This is a genomic window from Allorhizobium sonneratiae, assembly GCF_023700755.1.
Classification (GTDB): Bacteria; Pseudomonadota; Alphaproteobacteria; order Rhizobiales; family Rhizobiaceae; genus Allorhizobium; species Allorhizobium sonneratiae.
Genome location: NZ_JAMKOJ010000004.1, coordinates 137,984 through 155,108 on the forward strand (window position 1 = coordinate 137,984; position 17,125 = coordinate 155,108).

Below are 17,125 nucleotides of genomic sequence, written 5' to 3' on the forward strand. Positions count from 1 at the left end.
CTCAAAGCCCCATATAGCTGCGCTGCAGTTCCGGATTATCCAGAAGCTCCTGTGCGGTGCCGGACACCGTGATCACGCCGTTTTCCATGACGAAACCGCGATGCGCGATCTCAAGCGTCAGGTGGACGTTCTGCTCGACCAGAAGGATCGTCAGCCCCTCGGCATTGAGCCGTGCAATCAGCGCGAACATTTCCTCGACCAGCAGCGGAGACAGGCCCAGACTGGGTTCATCGAGGATGAGAAGGCGCGGCTCGCTCATCATGCCGCGACCAATCGCCAGCATCTGCTGTTCGCCACCCGACATCGTGCCGGCCTGTTGCGACAATCGCTCGCGAAGACGCGGGAATGTTGCAAGCACATGGTCCAGATTCCTGGCCCTGTTGGCCCGCCCGCGCCGATACCCACCCAGCCAGAGATTGTCGCGCACACTCAGATTGGGAAAAATGTGGCGTCCCTCGGGGACGAGAACGATACCGGCATCGATCGCCGCCTTCGTGCCTCCAAATGCCAATGGCCGCCCGTCGATATGAATGTCTCCGCTCCAGGGTTTCAACAGGCCTGAAACCACGGCGTTGAACGTCGTCTTGCCAACGCCGTTGGCGCCGAGCAGCGCCACCGTTTCCCCCTTTGAAATGGACAGGGAGACCCCGCGCAGAACCTCCATCTGACCATAACCCGTCCTCAGCCCGCTCACCTCAAGCATTGGAATGCTCCTTTGCCAGCCGTTTTGCCATGCCCTGACCGAAATAGGCTTCGATCACGGCCGGATCGCCCGCCAGCTTGCGCGGTGCGCCTTCGGCAATCAGCCGCCCCTGATTCAGCACCCAGGCATGCTCGCCAAGTTCCATCACCGCCTGCATGACATGCTCGATCAGCAGGATGGTCACGCCGCGCTCGCGGATCGCCCGGATCACCGGGATCACATCGCGGATTTCAGACGGGTTCAAACCCGCCATCACCTCGTCCAGCAGCAACAGTTTGGGGTCGGTCGCCAGGGCACGCGCCACTTCCAGCCGCTTTCGTCCGGCCACGGTCAGGTCGGCCGCATCCATATCCAGCCGGTCGGCGAGGCCGACGGCGGCCGCCACCTCTTCGGCTTTTGCCAGTGCCTCGGTCCGGTTGGCGATGTGAAGATGGGCGCCGACCGCGATATTCTCACGCACCGTCTGCCCGGCGAAGGACTGGACGATCTGAAAGGTGCGCACCATGCCGGCCCGCGCGATGCGGAACGGTTTTTCACCGCTGATGTCCTGCCCAAGAAAGCGCACCTGACCGGAATCCGGCGTGTGAAATCCGCTGATCAAGGCAAAACAGGTCGTCTTGCCGGCACCGTTCGGCCCGATCAGGGCGCAGATACTGCCCGCCGGAACGCTCAGGCTGACATTGTCGACAGCCCTGAGGCCACCGAAGCTCTTTGACAGATGGCTGACCTCAAGCATTGCCACCTCCCTGTCGTGCGGCCTGCCGACCGGCAAAGATGCGCCGCAAGCGTAGACCGGCCAGCCCGCGCGGCAGAAACAGAACCATGACGACCAGAACAGTCCCGTAAGTGACCATGTTGGCACCGGGCGTATCGCCCATCAGCGTCTGTGTCAGTTCACCGAGCACATGCAGGGCCGCAGCCCCCAGAAGCGGACCGAACAATGTCCCGATGCCGCCGACGATCGGCACCAGCAGGCTCTCGATTGATTCCGTCGGACCGAAAACAATGCTCGGATCGATGTAGAGATAGCGCTGGGCATAAAAGACACCGGCAAGCCCTGTGAACAGGCCCGTCAGGGCCATGGCCTGCAGCTTGACGGTCAGGGCATTGACGCCGATCGCGCCTGCGGCATCCTCATTGTCGCGCACCGCCAGCATGCGGGCGCCGAGACGGGAGCGCCCGAGCCACCACACGGTGAGGCAACAGGCAAGCGTGATGGCAAGCAGCAGCCAGTAATAGCCCGACAGCGCCTTGAATTGCAGCATCGCCGGATCGGGCCTGAGGGCAATCAGCATGCCTTCACCGGCACCGGTCCAGGGGATTGAATTGGCAAGGATGCGGAAGACTTCGGCAAAGGCCAGCGTGACCAGTGCGAAATAGGAGCCGCGCAGGCCGTAACGGAATGTCAGCCAGCCGACGACAACGGCAACAGCGGACGCCAGCGCACCGCCAAGGATGAGCCCGATCCACGGATTGATGCCGAGACGCAGTTGCAGGACGGCAACCGTGTAGGCGCCGACACCGAAAAACAGCGCATGGCCGAAGCTGAACTGCCCGGCAAAGCCGCCGAGAATATTCCACGACTGGCCGAGAAGCGCGGAAAACAGCGCCAGCGCCACGGCGTTCAGCCAGAAATCGGATTTCACCACCAGCGGCACCGCCGCCAGCACGGCAAAAACCACAAGGAGAAGTGCAAGCTGTCTCATCTGCGCGCCCCTCATGCCTTGCTGCCGAGCAGGCCCTGCGGCCTGAACAGAAGGATCAGGATGAAAATCCCGAAAATCCCGATCTGGCCCAGGCTCTCACCCAGGATCAAGCCGCCGAGTGCCTCCACGACACCGATGAAGATGCCGCCAAGGAGCGCGCCGACAAAGCTGCCCATGCCACCGAGAACCACGATGGTGAAAGCAATCAGAACAAATCCGTGGCCAACCTGCGGATTGACATAGTAACTCGGCATCAGCAGGCAGGCGGCAATACCAAGAATGCCGGTGCCGATGCCGAAACTCATCGCATAGACATGTCCGACATCGATACCGACAAGCTGGGCGCCCTTCTTCTGTCGGGCCAGCGCCCGGATGGCCCGGCCCGTATCCGTGCGGGACATGAACAGCCACAGCGCCAGAGCGGTGACCACGGCACCGCAAAACGCCACCGCTTTCGGCAAGGGGACGAAGGCACCAAGCAGGTCGACAACCGAAAACCCATAGGACGTTTCGACGGTCTGCGTGTCGGAGCTGAACAGCATCAGGGCCAGATTTTCGATGATGATCGACAGACCCAGCGTGACAAGCAGAATATTTTCGTCGCGGCCATGACCGGCGCGGGTGATGACGACCCGCTGCAGGACATAACCCAGCGCAAACATCGCCGGGGGAACGATCAGAAGCGCCCAATAGGGATCCATGCCCCAGACGCGGAACAGAAAATACACGCCATAAAGCGCCAGCATCAACAGCGCGCCATGCGCGAAATTGATGATGTGCAAAACGCCGTAGATCAGCGTCAGCCCAAGCGCAATCAGGGCATAGAGCGCACCGGTCGTCATCCCGTTGAGGACCGCCGGCCACAGAATAGCAGGTGTGAACATCAAAGCATCTCGCAACCTGGAAACATCAAAAGCCAGGGGGGCCGGACAGCCTTGGCAAAGGCAATCCGGCAGGCGATCAGGTCAGCGGAAAGATCGGCTTTGCCGAGGCAAATTCCGCAGGCCGGATCACGTCGATCTTGCCGTTCTGGACCTGCGTGTTCACCGGCTGCGCGCCTTCGTTCTGACCGTTCACGAAGCGGGTCAGGCCATAGGGCATGCCGTGCTTGTCCCAGGTCGAGCTGTTCAGCGCTGCAATCACCTTTTCCTTGTCCGTCGAACCGGCACGCTCGATGGCGTCCGCCAGAAGCGCGACGGCGTTATAGGTCAGGTAGACCTCGTAGGTGTAAAACAACCCCTTGGCCTCGACCGCCGCCTTGCGTGCCAATGCCAGATCCGATTTCGGATTGTACCAGTGGTTGCAGTCCATCACGCCTTCGGCAGCCTGCGGAAAATCCTTGACGAATTTGAAGGACGAGGCCGCACCGCCAAGAACGGAGTAAATGGCCTTCGCCTTGACCTGCTGCTGGCGGATCGTGCGGGCAAGCAGGACATATTCGTTGTAGTAATTGGCGGGAATGACGATATCCGGCTGAACCGATTTGATCTGGAGCGCAATGTTGGTAAAATCGCGCATCGGCGTCGGGTGGCTGATCACCGCAAGGATCTTGAAGCCATGTTCCGGCAGCTTCTCCGACAGCAGTTTTGCCGTGCCGGCGCCAAAGGCGGAATCCTCGTGAACGATCACCACCGTCTTTGCCGGCGAACCGGCATCCTTGTTGATCTGAGCAAGCGCCGTAACCGCATCCGAGGCGATCTTGCCATAGCCCGGGCTGAAGCGGAACGTGTTCTTCAGGCCACGGGTGACGATGGTGTCTGTGACGCCGACATCAACGACATGCGGCGTGTTGGTCTTGGCGGCTTCCTGGCTGGTGGCAAGCGTGATGGCGGAGGCGTAGCCGGCAACGATGCCGCAGGCACCGGCCTCGATCGCCTTGGCCGTCTCGGAGGCGCCGACATCGGGCTTGGAAAGGCTGTCGCCGAGAATGGCCTCAAGCTTGGCGCCGCCCAGCGACTTGATGCCGCCTGCGGCATTGATGTCGGAAATGGCCAGTTCACCGCCCGCGCGGCATTGCGTGCCGGAATAGGCGAGCGCGCCTGTGACGGGATGGATCAGTCCGATCTTGATTGACGATGGCGCGGCCCTGAGCACTCCGGGAGCAGCCAGCACACCGGCCGTGATGGCGCTACCTGCCAGAAACTGGCGACGGTCGATACCGTTCCTAAATCGCGTCCTCATATTTTGTCCTCTCTTTCGGTTAATATGGCACCGGCGGTTTCTCCGCCTTTTTATTGCCTTTGGCTTCCGCAGCCGGCTACAGCGCCGTGCGTTTTATAAAACGCACAAAGGACGCTGTAACACTTTAAATCTGCTGCATAATTTTCTCCTTAAACCGATTCCGGTTTAAGGAATTATGCAGTAGAGCATTTCACTGTTTCACGGAAACTGTGAAATTCTCTAACTCTTTGTTTTTACGCAATTCCGGACGGAAAACCGTTTCACACTTTTCTCGGGATACTGCTCTAGACGGAACCCGGGGTCTCGCTGGGGCTGATCGGGGGGTTGTCCGCCTCCCAGCGCGCGCCATCCTCCCCGTTGACGCGCGTCAGATTCATGGCAAACCGATAAAGATCGGGGCGATACAGGATAGAGATATATTCCACCGCGCGACCGCTATCGTCGCGAACCACACGCCGGACATCAAGCAACGCCGCCCCGGTCTGCACATTGAGTGCCTTGGCAACCTGTGGCGTTGCAAGCGTCGCGGTGATGGTCTGCTGGGCGGAGGCAACCCGCACCCCTGCCCGCTCAAGCAGATGCAGCAAGGGCAGCGTGCGCATGTCATCGACGCAGTAGCTGCGGCCGATATCGTCTGGAACCCAGGTCTCAAGCCAGGAGAGCGGCGTACCCTTGTAGGAGCGCACGCGCAGGGAGCGTTGCGCCTCGGCGTCTTCCGCAAGCCCAAGCGCCATCGCAGCCGTCGTCGATGCCCGGCGATACTCGAATTCCAGAACCTCCACCGTTGTGAGCTGGCCCATACGGGAGATATTTTCGATCCAGCCGTCAACCGAAACGGCAAACGGCGTCATGGCGGCACCGCGCGCAACGATCGTACCGCGCCCGCGCGACCTTGTGACCAGACCTTCGGCCGCCAGTTCGTCCATGGAGCGCTTTGCCGTTATGCGGGACACGCCAAAGCGTTCGCAAATCTCGGCTTCAGAGGGCAGCCTCTCCCCCTCGGCATGAATACCGGAGGCGATCTGGTCTCGCAGGATCACGGCAACCTGATGAAACAGGGGGATGCCGCTGCGCGTGTCCAACGTAACCTTCCCGTCCGTACCCTCCTGCACGTCAGCCACCTTCGTTTGACCGCGACAACTGACATATTTGTATTAATGTCATATTTATATGTCAATAGAGCATTTCATCAAAATACGGATGCGGGTTTATCGTGAAGAGATGTGCCGGAAAAACGCATTCAAGCATGTCGCGTTTCATTCTCCTCAATGAAACGCGACATGCTCTAACTTCTTGTTTTTCCACATTTCCTATTGGAAAACCGCTACACACTTTTCTCGGGACAATGCTTAGACGTAACGCACGTCCTCTGCCGTTGTGCTGAGCGGGTCCTTGCCGCGTTTTCTAAGCCAGGAATAGACCGGCGGAACGCGGTCTGCGATGGACTCGACATGGATGTCGATCAGGCACGGCCCCTGCGTATGGGCAAATGCCTCGGCCAGGGCCGCATCCAGCTCCTGCGCGTTTCTCGCCGTCCAAGCCTTCACGTCGAAGGCTTCGGCAATGGCCTGCCCCTTGGGTGGCATGAAATCCACGCCGAAGCACTGGTTATGGCCTTTCAGCCGATGCAGGCCCTTGATCCAGCCGAACGTGCCGTTGTTGAAGAGAAGCAGAATGGCGGGCACCTGAAGCCGCACCAGCGTTTCCAGTTCCCCGACGCTCATGCCAAAGGAGCCATCGCCGAACATGCCGATCGGGCGGCGTTCATTGTCGGCAAACCAGGCCCCGACTGTGGCAGGCAGCGCTGAGCCAAGGCCGCCGAAGGCGCGGGGAATGGCAAAGCGCGTGCGCCGGTCCTTGAGCTTCAGGAAGCGGGTCATATGCGGTGTCGGCGTACCGGCATCGGAATAGATATGGGCGGGCTTGCCAGAGGCTTCCAATGCTTCGTTGAAGCAGCGCACCGCCCGTTCGGGGCGCAGCGGGCTTGCCTCGCTGTTGAGCAATGCTTGCGCATTGTCCCAAAAATCGGCACGCAGGCCGTTCAGTTCGTCCACCCAGTCCTGTGTGCGGGCAGCATCGTTGTTCTCGGGCGCCATGGCGATCAACTGCTCCAGTACCAGCCGGGCATCGCCCTGCACCGACACGACATTCTCGTAATTATTGGCCATGATTTCCGGATCGATATCGATCTGCGCCACCCGCTTGTTGAGCGTGATTTTCGGAAAGGTCCAGCCAATGGTGACGACGCTGCCCATGCGCGAGCCGACGAAGAGCACAAAATCCGCATGTTCCAGCGCCCAGTTGGCATGGGGATGAAAACCGTTATCGCCGATAACGCCAACCGCAAGGCGATGATCGTCCGGCATCGTGCCCTGACCGGTCATGGTGGTGCAGACGGGAATGTTGAGCTTTTCCGCCAGCGCCGTGACCTCAGGCCCCGCACAGGAGCGATTGACGCCGCCGCCCGACACGATCAAAGGCCGCTTCGAGGAGGTCAGCAGCTCTAAAACCGTGTCGAGCTTGCCCGGTGCCGGAAGCGTCGGATAGGCGGGGAACTGTTTGCACTCCGTTTCCACATGCAGGGAAACACGGGCGGGATCGACCTCGGCGAGCAGCATATCCTCCGGAATTTGCAGATGCACCGCCCCCGGCTTGCCGGAGCAGGCGACGCGAAAGGCCCGGCGAATGATTTCCGGCAGCTTTTCCGGGCTTTTCACCTGCACCGACATCTTGGTGATCGGCTCGAACAGACGGGCGCAATCAAGCTCCGTCAGCACGCCGCGTCCTTCTCCCGGCAGCGGAATGTCGATGGTCAACAGAATGACCGGCACGGAAGAGGAGTTGGATTCGGCCACCGGCGGCAGGGAATACATGGCGCCCGCCCCTGACGGGCATTCGAAAACGCCGGGCTTGCGGGTGAAGCGGCCATAGGCATCGGCCATATAGCCTGCGGACCGTTCGTCACGGGCCATGACGTGACGGATCTTGCCTTCCTTCTGTTGCAGGGCTTCGTAAAAGGGAACATTGGTGTCGCCCGGAACGCCGAAGATCACTTCGACGCCATAGCCAATCAGCATTTCGACAAGGATATCTGCACCGCGCACGGCAATCTCCCGGTTCTGGAGTAGAGGATGTCACAGACTGTGACGATGGGGGGCAGCGCCTCCGATGGACGGAACGGGAGGGGTCTTCCCCACCCGGGTCCGCAATCCGTTTTCATCGGAAGCGCTGCGGTGAAAAGGGGCTGAGATCGCGTTCCGGCGGCTTGCCGCTGACAAGATCAGCCGCGAGCCTTCCCGTGATCGGGCCTGAGGCAAAACCGACATGGCCGTGACCGAAGGCATGGATCACATCCCGCAAGCTGGATGCCGTGCCGATCACCGGCTTTCCGTCGGGCGTGGAGGGGCGATGTCCCATCCAGCGATCGACCGGCATGTCCTGCCTGTTGGCCAGACCGGAATAGGTTTTAGCGGCGTGATCAAGCAGAATATCGACCCGTTTCCAGTTGGGTGGCGTCTCCACCGAAGCCAGCTCCACCTGACCGGAGAGACGCAGCCCCTGCGCCGTCGGCGTATTGGCCATCTTGCCATCGCTTGGCATGACGGGATGGGCCGGTCCGCTGACCTCTGCACCGATCACGCCGTGATAGCCCCGCTCGGATTCGAGCGGAATGCGATCTCCGGCCATTCGTGCCAAAACCTTGGACCAGACCCCCGCCGTGATCACTGCGCGGTCGCAGGCAATCTCGCCCTGATCGGTCCTGACGGCTATCAGCCGGTCACCGCTCATGGCAAAGCCCAAGGCCCTGGCTTTTATCAGGCGCGCGCCGCGGGTGACCGCCTCCTGAACGAGAGCGCTCACATAGCGGCCGGGATCGATGCAATGGGCACCGGCCTCAGCCAGAACGCCGAAACGGTAATGGTCAGAAAGGGCAGGTTCGCGTGCCCTGAGGCTTTTCTCGTCCAGCTCCCGCCAGACAAGGCCGGTGAGACGCCGCAAATGCCAGGCCAGTTTCTCTCGCTCGAAATCCGCCCGCTCCGGATAGGCATAGAGCAGCCCTTCGCGTTTGATCAGTTCGGGCTGGCCAATGCTTTCCGCCAGTGCCATATGCCGTTCGGGACTGTCTTTTAAAAGCGAGGAGAGGGCTTTCGCGGTTCGTTCGACGCGCGGCAGGCTGGACCCGGCCAGCAGAAAACGGACAAGCCATGGTAAAAGCCTGACGCTGTGTTGCCAGCGGATGACCAGAGGGCCGTGGGGATTGAGGAGATAGCCCGGCACCTGTTTCCAGAGCCCCGGCATGGACATGGGCACCACCGAGGCGGGGCTGATCCAGCAGCCGTGCCCGTAGCTTGCCGCCTGTCGCCCACCCGGTTCGCCCGCTTCAATGATCGTAACCTCATGGCCATCACGCAGCAATTCGAGAGCGGTGCACGCTCCGACAATGCCCGCGCCAATGACTGTGACATGCATGTTCGGCCCCTTATGAAATGGCATTGGTCATTCTTGTGACACGGCAACACGTCTTCCTTCACGCTTTCGGGGGAAAGCGCGGGATAGGGTGTCAGCCGCACGTGTCGTTATGTCGCGAGGCGGATCGTTCCGGTGCGCCTCGCGGTGTTTCAGCAGTTTTAAGTCAACCCGCCATGGAAATGGCTGAGAAAGGCCTGTGTGGCCGGTTCTCTCGGGTTTTCAATCACTTGTCGTGCCTCGCCTTCTTCCACCACACAGCCGTCGCGCATGAAGACCACCCGGTCGGCCACATCTCTGGCAAAGGCCATTTCATGGGTCACCAGCAGCATGGTCATGCCTTCGGCGGCGAGCGAACGGATGACGGCCAGCACCTCGCCCACCAGTTCGGGGTCGAGTGCCGATGTCGCTTCGTCAAACAGCATGACTTCGGGCTTCATGGCCAGCGCCCGGGCAATCGCGACCCGCTGCTTTTGCCCGCCGGACAGGCTGTCCGGATGGGCCTTTGCCTTTTCGGCGAGACCGACCTTGGCGAGCAGGTCATGGGCCAGCGCCTTTGCCTCGGCCTTCGGCATGCGCAAGACAGTCACCGGCCCTTCCATCACATTCTGCTCGACCGTCATATGCGGAAACAGATTGAAGCTCTGGAACACCATGCCGGTGCGGGCGCGGAAGGCTGCCAGCACCTTGTCGCGCGGCAGGTTACGGGTGGTGGAAAAGTCGATCGCCTGGCTGCCGACGCGGATAAAGCCTTTTTCCGGAACCGTCAGCAGGTTGACGCTGCGCAACAGGGTCGATTTGCCGGAGCCGCTTGGTCCGATCAGCGCAACGACATCGCCTCTTTTGACGTTGAGCGTAATATCTTTCAGCACCGTCAGATCGCCGAAGGATTTTTGGACGCCGATCAGTTCAATCATGGTCTCGTTGGTCATGGCGTGATCCTTCGCAAAATCAGTGGCTGCGGCGCGCTTCGAGCCGGTGGGCCAAGCGGGTCAGCGGGAAGAGGAGGATGAAGTAGATCACGGCGATCATGGTGTAGGTTTCAAGCGGCCGATAGCTGGACGAGGTGATCAGCTGTCCCTGATAGAGCAGGTCCGGCACGGCGAGCACGGACAGCAGCGAGGTGTTCTTCAGCTGCAAAACCGTCTGGTTCATCAGCGGCGGCACCATCTGGCGAAAGGCCTGAGGCAGAATGACCCGCGCCATCAACTGGTGACGGCGCATACCAATCGCACGGCCCGCATCCCACTGGCCGGGATCGACGGAGATGATCCCGCCACGGATGATTTCGCCGAAGAAGGAGCCGCCATAAAGCGTCAGCGTCACAAAGGCGGCAACGCCCGCCGACATCTCGATGCCCGTCAGCATCGGCAGGGCGTAATAGCACCACACCAATTGCACCAGAACCGGCGTACAGCGGAAAATTTCGGTAAACCCGATGATGACGGAGCCAATGAAACGCAGGCTGGACAAACGCGCCAGAGCGATGACGCAGCCAAGAACCAGGCCCGACAATGCCGTACCGATCGTAAAGCCGATGGTATAGAGGACACCGGTCCAGATCAGGCTCTTATATTGAAGCAGGAAGCCGAAGTCCCATTGATAATGCATGGTTGAACCCCTTTTTATTCTTATATCGTGCTTTCATATCCCCGGCTGGCTGGAATAAAGCCATCGACCGAGGGTCAGACTGTCGAAAACCGGCAACCCGAATTGCCGCGCAATGCGTGACGAAAACGGCGGCAGATTGGTGCATTCAAACACCAGCGCACCGATATCGCCATGATGATGCAACAGGTCTTCGACCGTTCTGGCCAGTTCCTCCGCCAGAGCCGCAGCGTCATAAGGCTCTCCACCTTCAATCACCCCGTGAAAGGCACCGGCTTTCGGCAGTCCCGCAACCGGCGGCACCGCATGCACGCCGACCTCTGCGAAATGCCGGGACGTGAGAGAGGCGCGATCATAGGTGATGACGCCGACCCTCCTGCCCTTTGGCAGCATGGCTGCAATCGACGGGATCTGCAAAAGACTGGAGGTGGCGACCGGAACAGGCAGGCGCTCTGCAAGTTGCGTCTGGCGAAGGGCAAGAAAGCCGCAGGAGGTCGTCAGCGCAACCGCGCCCTCCGCCACCAGTTCCTCACCGGCGGCGATGAAGGCGTCCAGAAGATCGCCATCCTGCCCGGACACCACCTTGCGGGCGGATGCGCCCTTCACCCGTTTGTAAAGCACCGGGAAAGGCCAGCTCTGTGCATTGCCGACATCGCCGACGGGACGCTCGAAAGCGGTATCGAGCATCAGGATACCGAGGGGTCTTTTCATCTTTACACCATGGTGAAGACCCCGCAGCCGCGACATGGCCCGACTGCGGGTACAAGACAGGCTGGCCGTGAGGCGCAGCCCGTGGCGATCAGAACTGGATGTCGGCGGGGATATCCTGTTTCTGCACGCCGACAAGCGCCAGACTGGAGGTGATCCAATCGGTGATCACACCGGATGAACGATTATATTCAAGCCAGTTATCGACAAAGACGCGAAAGCGCGGGCTCGCTTCAGCGCGAACGCCGGCACAGGTCGGCTGACGCATGATCGGCGCGGGAACGACGATCTTGCCGACATTCGGGTTTTTCTTCACCGTGACCAGAGACAGCATCGCCACCTGAATGACCGCATCGGCGCGACCTGCCTGTACGGCAAGGGTCGCATCATCCGGCGTCTTCAGCGCAATCAGCGTGGCCTTGGGCAAAAAGCGACGGGCGAAGAGATCATGTGTGGAGCCAATATCAACGGCGATGCGGATTTCGGGCTTGTTCAGCTCATCCCAGGTTTTCGGCTCCAGACCGGATTTGGCGATGATGGTGAAGGTATTCTGCATGATCGGGCGGGTAAACTCGACCACCAGCGCCCGCGACGGCGTCGGGCTCAGGCCAAACATGATGTCGATCTTGTTCGATTGCAGATCGAGAACCGCATTGCCCCAGGTGGTTTCGCTAATTTCTACCTCAGCTTCCATGGATTTGGCCAGATCGCGCGCCATGCTCATGCAAAAGCCGCTCCATTGGCCCGTGGCAATATCCTTGTGATAGTAAGGTTCCGTGCCAACAATGCCTGCAACGCGAAGCTTTTTCGAACTGCGGATCTTGTCGAAGGTCGATTCGCTCGCCTGTTGCGCAATGGCAGGCGTTGCCAGTGCGGTTGCGGCGACACCCGTGCCTGCAAGGCCGAGAAGGCCCGCAAATTCTCGTCTGTTCATGTCAAACCCCTCATCGTTGCTTTTCTTGATCTCGTTTTTAAACAATTCCCCAGACAAAGCTGAGTGATATCTTTGTCGGGATTGCTCTTCATGCTCTCTTTCGTACATCGCTCCCATGTGCCAGTACGAAATTCATGCTTCAGCTCAATATTTTCTTATCAACGATCAAATGACCAAGGCGAGCTTGCTGTATCTTGCGGTCCAAGGGAAATTGCGAATACTCCATCATGCATGAGTTTTTGTCATGATGGAAAGGTTTCACAATGCGCCGCTACCTGCCCTCGCTCTCGGCCTTGCACGCCTTCGAAGCAGCGGCACGCTATATGAATTTCACCCGTGCGGCAGACGACCTCGGCCTGACCCAGAGCGGCATCAGCCGACAGATCCGCAGTCTTGAAACCTTTCTCGGAACCACGCTTTTCCATCGCTCCGGCCCCCGGCTGGTCCTGACCGAGACGGGCGCGAATTACTACCGCAATCTGGCGCTGACGCTGGACAGGCTGGAGGAAATTTCGATCGATGCCGTTCGCGGGCGAAGCGTCGATGCCTCGCTGATGATCGGCACCCATCCGACATTCGCTTCCCGCTGGCTGCCGGAGCGGCTTGGATCCTTCATCCGCTCCTATCCCGATATTCCGCTCGAGATCATGCCGGCCATGCCATCGACGGATTTTGAAACCACACGGCTTGATCTTGCCATTCTGCGCGGTGCAGGCACCTGGCTTCACGCCCGCGCCATCGAACTCTTTCCGGAAATGCTGGCGGTTGTCGCCTCTCCGGCGCTCATTGCCCCCGGCAGCAAGCTCGACCCGCTGCAATTTGCCGACTATCCGCTTTTGCAGAATTCCGGGCGTCCCAGCCTCTGGCTCAACTGGCTGCGCCTTGCAGAACTCTCCTATAGCGGCCGCATTCAGGGCACACGTTTTGCCCATCATGAGATGATCATCAATGCCGCCATTCACGGTCTCGGCCTTGCCGTCGTGCCGACCTTCTATGTGCGTCAGGAACTGGCAAACGGTCTGCTGCACATGCCCTTTGGCGAGCCGGTCCAGTCAGACGATTCCTATTATCTGGTCTATCCGGAGCGGAAGTCGCACAACCCCAATGTCATCGTCTTCCGCGACTGGCTGCTGCGCAGTCTTCGCAAATAGCCATATGACAATGACGAGCACAGCGCTGTATTGGCTTTACCAGCAGCAGAAGCCGCCATCGACGAGAAGATCGACGCCGGTGACGAAGCTTGCCGCATCGGAGAGCAGGAAGACGGCGGGACCGACCATTTCATCGACATGGGCCATGCGGCCCATCGGCGTCTGTTCTTCAAACAGTTTGGTCTGGTGCACCATTTCCGGTCGGGTGTTCATCGGCGTCGCCGTATAGCCGGGCGAGATGGTGTTGACACGAATGCCGCGGCCCACCCATTCCATCGCCATGGATTTGGTCATGTGGATCACGCCTGCCTTCGAGGCATTGTAATGGCATTGGCTCAGGCCGCGATTGACGATGACGCCGGACATGGAGGCAATGTTGACGATGGCGCCGCGCCCATGTTTCAGCATCGCCTGTGCCTCGGCCTGGCAGGACAGGAAGACGCCCTTCAGATTGATGTCCATCATCGTCTGGAACTGCTCTTCCGCCATCTCCTCGGCCGGATTGGCATTGGCAATCCCGGCGGCATTGACGGCGAGCCTCAGGGGTCCAAGCTCTTTTTCCGTGCGTAAAACGGCATCGGCAAGGGCAGCCTTGACTGTGACATCGGCAGCAAGGCTGATCGAACGGCGCCCGGTTGCGGCAATGGCATCGGCTGTCTGCTGCAGACCGTCATCGCTGCGCCGGTCCAGAAGCGCCACATCCGCACCGCATTGGGCAAGGCCGATGGCAATGCGCTGACCGATGCCGCTGCCGGCCCCGGTGACGAGCGCCACCTGAGCGCTGAGATCGAAAAGTTTCGGCGCGTTGAGCGTGATGGCGGACATTGCATTTCCTTCCTTAACCTGACTGCTGAAAACCGGGAGATGACCGTTGCAGCAAATTTAAAGTGCTACAGCGTTCTTTGTGCATTGTATAAAACGTCACCGCGCTGTCTTGCGCGACAGGATCAGAGCGTCGCAAGCTCCATGATCGAGACGTCATTGGCGTTTTCGTGCGCAAGAATACCGGTCTGCTTACCCTGCGCCAGCACCAGAATGCGGTTGGAAACGCCAAGCACCTCTTCAAGATCGGAGCTGACGACGATGACGCCGACGCCCTGACGGGCCAGATCGGCGATGATGTCGTAAATTCCGGCGCGCGCGCCGACATCGATGCCGCGGGTCGGCTCATCCAGCACCACAACGGTCGGATTGCGGATCAGCCATTTGGCGATCACGACCTTCTGCTGGTTGCCGCCGGAAAGGTCGCTGGCCGGTTGCTCGGCCCGGCCCTTGACACCGAAGGCGGCCAAGGCTTTTCCGACCAGAGCAGCAGTGCGGGCGCGCGTCACCCAGCCGCCCGCATAACGGTCGAGATTGGCGTAAGCGATGTTTTCACCGATCCTGTGCTCGACCACCAGTCCCTGAAATTTGCGATCCTCAGGCACCATGACAATGCCTTTTTCAATCGCCTGCGCCGGGTCTTTCAGCTGAACCGCCTCACCCTTCAGCCGGATCGTGCCGCCTTTCAGCGGATCGGCGCCGCAGATGGCGCGCACCAATTCGGTGCGGCCAGCGCCGATCAGCCCGGCAATGCCGAGAATTTCACCGGCATGAAGATCGAAACTCACGCCGTCAAATGCGCCATTGGCTCCGCTCAGATCCCGGACTTCCAGCAGTTTTTCCTTGCCCGGCTCTGCTAAAGGCGGGAACATCCGCTCCAGCGACCGGCCAACCATGCTTTCGACGATGGTGCGCACCGGGGTGTCGCTGTCGGCAAATTCATGAACGCGCACTCCGTCGCGCAGCACCACGATACGGTCGGCAATCCGGGCGATCTCCTCCATGCGGTGCGAGATATAGATGATGCCGACGCCTTCGGCCCTCAGCTTGCGCACCTGCTCGAACAGCGCCTCCGTTTCAGCGCCGCCGAGCGCTGCCGTCGGCTCATCCAGGATCATCAGCCGGGCATTGAGCGCCAGCGCCTTGGCGATTTCGATCAATTGCTGCTGAGCGGTGGACAGCCCCGCCACCTTGCGGGTGGCAGGGATATGCAGGTTGAGCCGGGCGAGCTGTGCCTGCGCGCGCTCGACCATCATCTTGCGGTCGACCACGCCGTTTTTCATCGGCCAGCGGCCGATAAACACATTTTCCGCGATGGACAGTTCCGGCAGAAGCTGAAGCTCCTGATGGATCAGCACCACGCCCTTGTCGATCGCCTCGCGCGGCGAGGCGGGAGCATAGTCTTTGCCCAGCCAGCGCATCGTGCCTTCCGAGGGCGTGCGCGACCCGGCAATAATGCCCGATAAAGTCGATTTCCCCGCGCCGTTTTCGCCCAGAAGCGCCACGACCTCGCCCGGATGAATATCGAGGTCGATGGAGCGCAGAACCTCGACCGGGCCATAGGACTTGCTGATGCCTTTCAGGCTCAAAAGCGGTTCTGTCATGGCGCGGTCTCCTCAGCCACGGTGATTGCGTCTGTCTGGACGGCCCCGACCCTTTGCAGAAATCGGGACCGCCCCGGGAGGATCTTGTCCTTGCTCAAGCAGGGATGCTTGGGCCAAATCAGGGATGGTTGGCGATGAAGCCTGCAACATTGTCCTTGGTGGTCAGCGTGGCGTTTTGCAGCTGCACCGGCGGCACTTTCTCACCCTTGACCAGCTTGATCGCCATATCGACGGCCATGCGGCCCATTTTCTGGGTCTGCTGGGTGGCGGTCACGTCGAAGACGCCGTTTTTCAGCGCTTCAAGTGCGGCGGTGTCGCCATCGAAACCGCCAACGGCGATCTTGTGGTTGGGATTGGCGACCTTGATCGCCTGCGCCGCACCGAGCGCCAGACCGTCTGCCTGGGCAAAGACGATCTTCACATCGGGATGCGCCTGCAACATGTTCTGCATGATCTGGAAGCCTTCATCCTGGCTCCACATGTTGGACCATTGCTCGGCCACCACCTTGACATCCGGATGGGCCTTGACGGCTTCCATGCAGCCCTTGGTGCGGTCAACTTCCGGCGTCGTGCCCTTCTGACCATGGATGATGACCATCTTGCCCTTGCCGCCGGCTTCCTTGATGATGTAGTCGCAGACCGCCTTGGCCGAGGCGACGGAATCGGTGGCGATGAAGGTGTCGCCCGGTGCGCCTTCGGCATTGCGGTCGACATTGACCACCGGAACGCCCGCAGCCTTTGCCAGCTTGACCGGCACGGTGGCGGCAGCCGCACCGGCGGGAATATAGATCAGCGCATCGATATTCTGGGTCAGAAGATCCTGGATCTGGTTGACCTGGGTCGGGCCGTCTCCCTTGGCGTCAACGGTGATGACGTCAATGCCGCGCGCCTTGGCTTCGGCTTCGACCGACTGCTTGATCTGGTTGAAGAAGTTGGCCTGAAGATTGGCCACCGCAAGGCCGATCTTCTTGGCGTCCTTGGCCTGAACGGAGCCGAGCGAAACGGCAAGAACCGCAGCCGAGGCGAGAAGAATGCGGGCGAATTTCATGATGTCCTCCTAAGATTTGTTTCGGCCTGGAGGCCGTCAGGTTCAGCGTGAACCGGTAAGGCTCCAGAGACCTTTGTTTTCCTACGTCTTTTCGGGAAAACCGGGTTCCATTTTTCCCTGACAAACTCCAAGGGTTTGGTCCTCCCCCCCTTGAGGTCTTTTCTGTCCCGCCCCGGCCCGTGAAGGGCCAGTG

16 protein-coding genes are annotated in these 17,125 nt (G+C 60.2%); 1 reads left to right on the top strand and 15 read right to left on the bottom strand.

Features of this window, described 5'->3' with window-relative positions; genetic code table 11:
* Position 1: 1 nt before the first annotated feature.
* The 12 genes from NAC44_RS08825 to NAC44_RS08880 all read right to left on the bottom strand — a co-directional run bounded on the left by NAC44_RS08825 (position 2) and on the right by NAC44_RS08880 (position 12,307).
* Positions 2-703, bottom strand: coding sequence for an ABC transporter ATP-binding protein (locus tag NAC44_RS08825; RefSeq protein ID WP_250940044.1), 702 nt, complete (start codon positions 701-703; stop codon positions 2-4).
* The gene (locus NAC44_RS08830) at positions 696-1,439 is read right to left on the bottom strand and encodes an ABC transporter ATP-binding protein (protein ID WP_250940045.1); all 744 of its coding nucleotides are present in this window, start codon (positions 1,437-1,439) and stop codon (positions 696-698) included. Before NAC44_RS08830 ends, NAC44_RS08825 begins: the two co-directional genes overlap by 8 nt.
* A complete protein-coding gene (locus NAC44_RS08835; protein WP_250940046.1) occupies positions 1,432-2,409 on the bottom strand; it encodes a branched-chain amino acid ABC transporter permease in 978 nt (325 codons plus the stop codon). The genes NAC44_RS08830 and NAC44_RS08835 overlap by 8 nt, the downstream gene beginning before the upstream one ends.
* A gap of 11 nt (positions 2,410-2,420) precedes the next feature.
* Positions 2,421-3,293: a branched-chain amino acid ABC transporter permease gene (locus NAC44_RS08840; protein ID WP_250940047.1), complete on the bottom strand. Its 873-nt coding sequence runs from the start codon at positions 3,291-3,293 to the stop codon at positions 2,421-2,423.
* A 76-nt stretch (positions 3,294-3,369) separates the two neighbouring features.
* Positions 3,370-4,590 carry an ABC transporter substrate-binding protein gene (locus NAC44_RS08845; RefSeq protein ID WP_250940048.1) on the bottom strand — a complete coding sequence of 407 codons (1,221 nt, stop codon included), beginning with the start codon at positions 4,588-4,590 and terminating at the stop codon, positions 3,370-3,372.
* Positions 4,591-4,874: 284 nt separating this feature from the next.
* A complete protein-coding gene (locus NAC44_RS08850) occupies positions 4,875-5,672 on the bottom strand; it encodes a GntR family transcriptional regulator (RefSeq protein WP_250940049.1) in 798 nt (265 codons plus the stop codon).
* Between the two features lie 267 nt (positions 5,673-5,939).
* The gene (locus tag NAC44_RS08855) at positions 5,940-7,694 is read right to left on the bottom strand and encodes a thiamine pyrophosphate-binding protein (protein WP_250940050.1); all 1,755 of its coding nucleotides are present in this window, start codon (positions 7,692-7,694) and stop codon (positions 5,940-5,942) included.
* 112 nt (positions 7,695-7,806) lie between these two features.
* Positions 7,807-9,060 carry an NAD(P)/FAD-dependent oxidoreductase gene (locus tag NAC44_RS08860; RefSeq protein ID WP_250940051.1) on the bottom strand — a complete coding sequence of 418 codons (1,254 nt, stop codon included), beginning with the start codon at positions 9,058-9,060 and terminating at the stop codon, positions 7,807-7,809.
* A 158-nt stretch (positions 9,061-9,218) separates the two neighbouring features.
* Positions 9,219-9,989, bottom strand: coding sequence for an amino acid ABC transporter ATP-binding protein (locus NAC44_RS08865; RefSeq protein WP_274706840.1), 771 nt, complete (start codon positions 9,987-9,989; stop codon positions 9,219-9,221).
* Positions 9,990-10,008: 19 nt separating this feature from the next.
* Positions 10,009-10,668 (bottom strand): amino acid ABC transporter permease, encoded by a 660-nt coding sequence (locus tag NAC44_RS08870; RefSeq protein WP_250940052.1) that lies wholly within the window; start codon positions 10,666-10,668, stop codon positions 10,009-10,011.
* 33 nt (positions 10,669-10,701) lie between these two features.
* Positions 10,702-11,376, bottom strand: coding sequence for an aspartate/glutamate racemase family protein (locus NAC44_RS08875; protein WP_250940053.1), 675 nt, complete (start codon positions 11,374-11,376; stop codon positions 10,702-10,704).
* A gap of 88 nt (positions 11,377-11,464) precedes the next feature.
* Complete coding sequence (locus NAC44_RS08880; RefSeq protein ID WP_250940054.1) at positions 11,465-12,307, bottom strand: transporter substrate-binding domain-containing protein; 843 nt, start codon at positions 12,305-12,307, stop codon at positions 11,465-11,467.
* Between the two features lie 263 nt (positions 12,308-12,570).
* Here NAC44_RS08880 and NAC44_RS08885 point away from each other — a divergent pair, with 263 nt between their 5' ends.
* A complete protein-coding gene (locus NAC44_RS08885; RefSeq protein WP_250940055.1) occupies positions 12,571-13,458 on the top strand; it encodes a LysR substrate-binding domain-containing protein in 888 nt (295 codons plus the stop codon).
* A 36-nt stretch (positions 13,459-13,494) separates the two neighbouring features.
* Here NAC44_RS08885 and NAC44_RS08890 read toward each other — a convergent pair whose 3' ends face one another.
* The 3 genes from NAC44_RS08890 to NAC44_RS08900 form a co-directional block, all read right to left on the bottom strand.
* The gene (locus NAC44_RS08890) at positions 13,495-14,283 is read right to left on the bottom strand and encodes an SDR family oxidoreductase (RefSeq protein WP_250940056.1); all 789 of its coding nucleotides are present in this window, start codon (positions 14,281-14,283) and stop codon (positions 13,495-13,497) included.
* Positions 14,284-14,405: 122 nt separating this feature from the next.
* Positions 14,406-15,884 (bottom strand): sugar ABC transporter ATP-binding protein, encoded by a 1,479-nt coding sequence (locus NAC44_RS08895; RefSeq protein ID WP_250940057.1) that lies wholly within the window; start codon positions 15,882-15,884, stop codon positions 14,406-14,408.
* Between the two features lie 118 nt (positions 15,885-16,002).
* Positions 16,003-16,932, bottom strand: coding sequence for a sugar ABC transporter substrate-binding protein (locus NAC44_RS08900; RefSeq protein WP_250940058.1), 930 nt, complete (start codon positions 16,930-16,932; stop codon positions 16,003-16,005).
* Positions 16,933-17,125 lie beyond the last annotated feature (193 nt).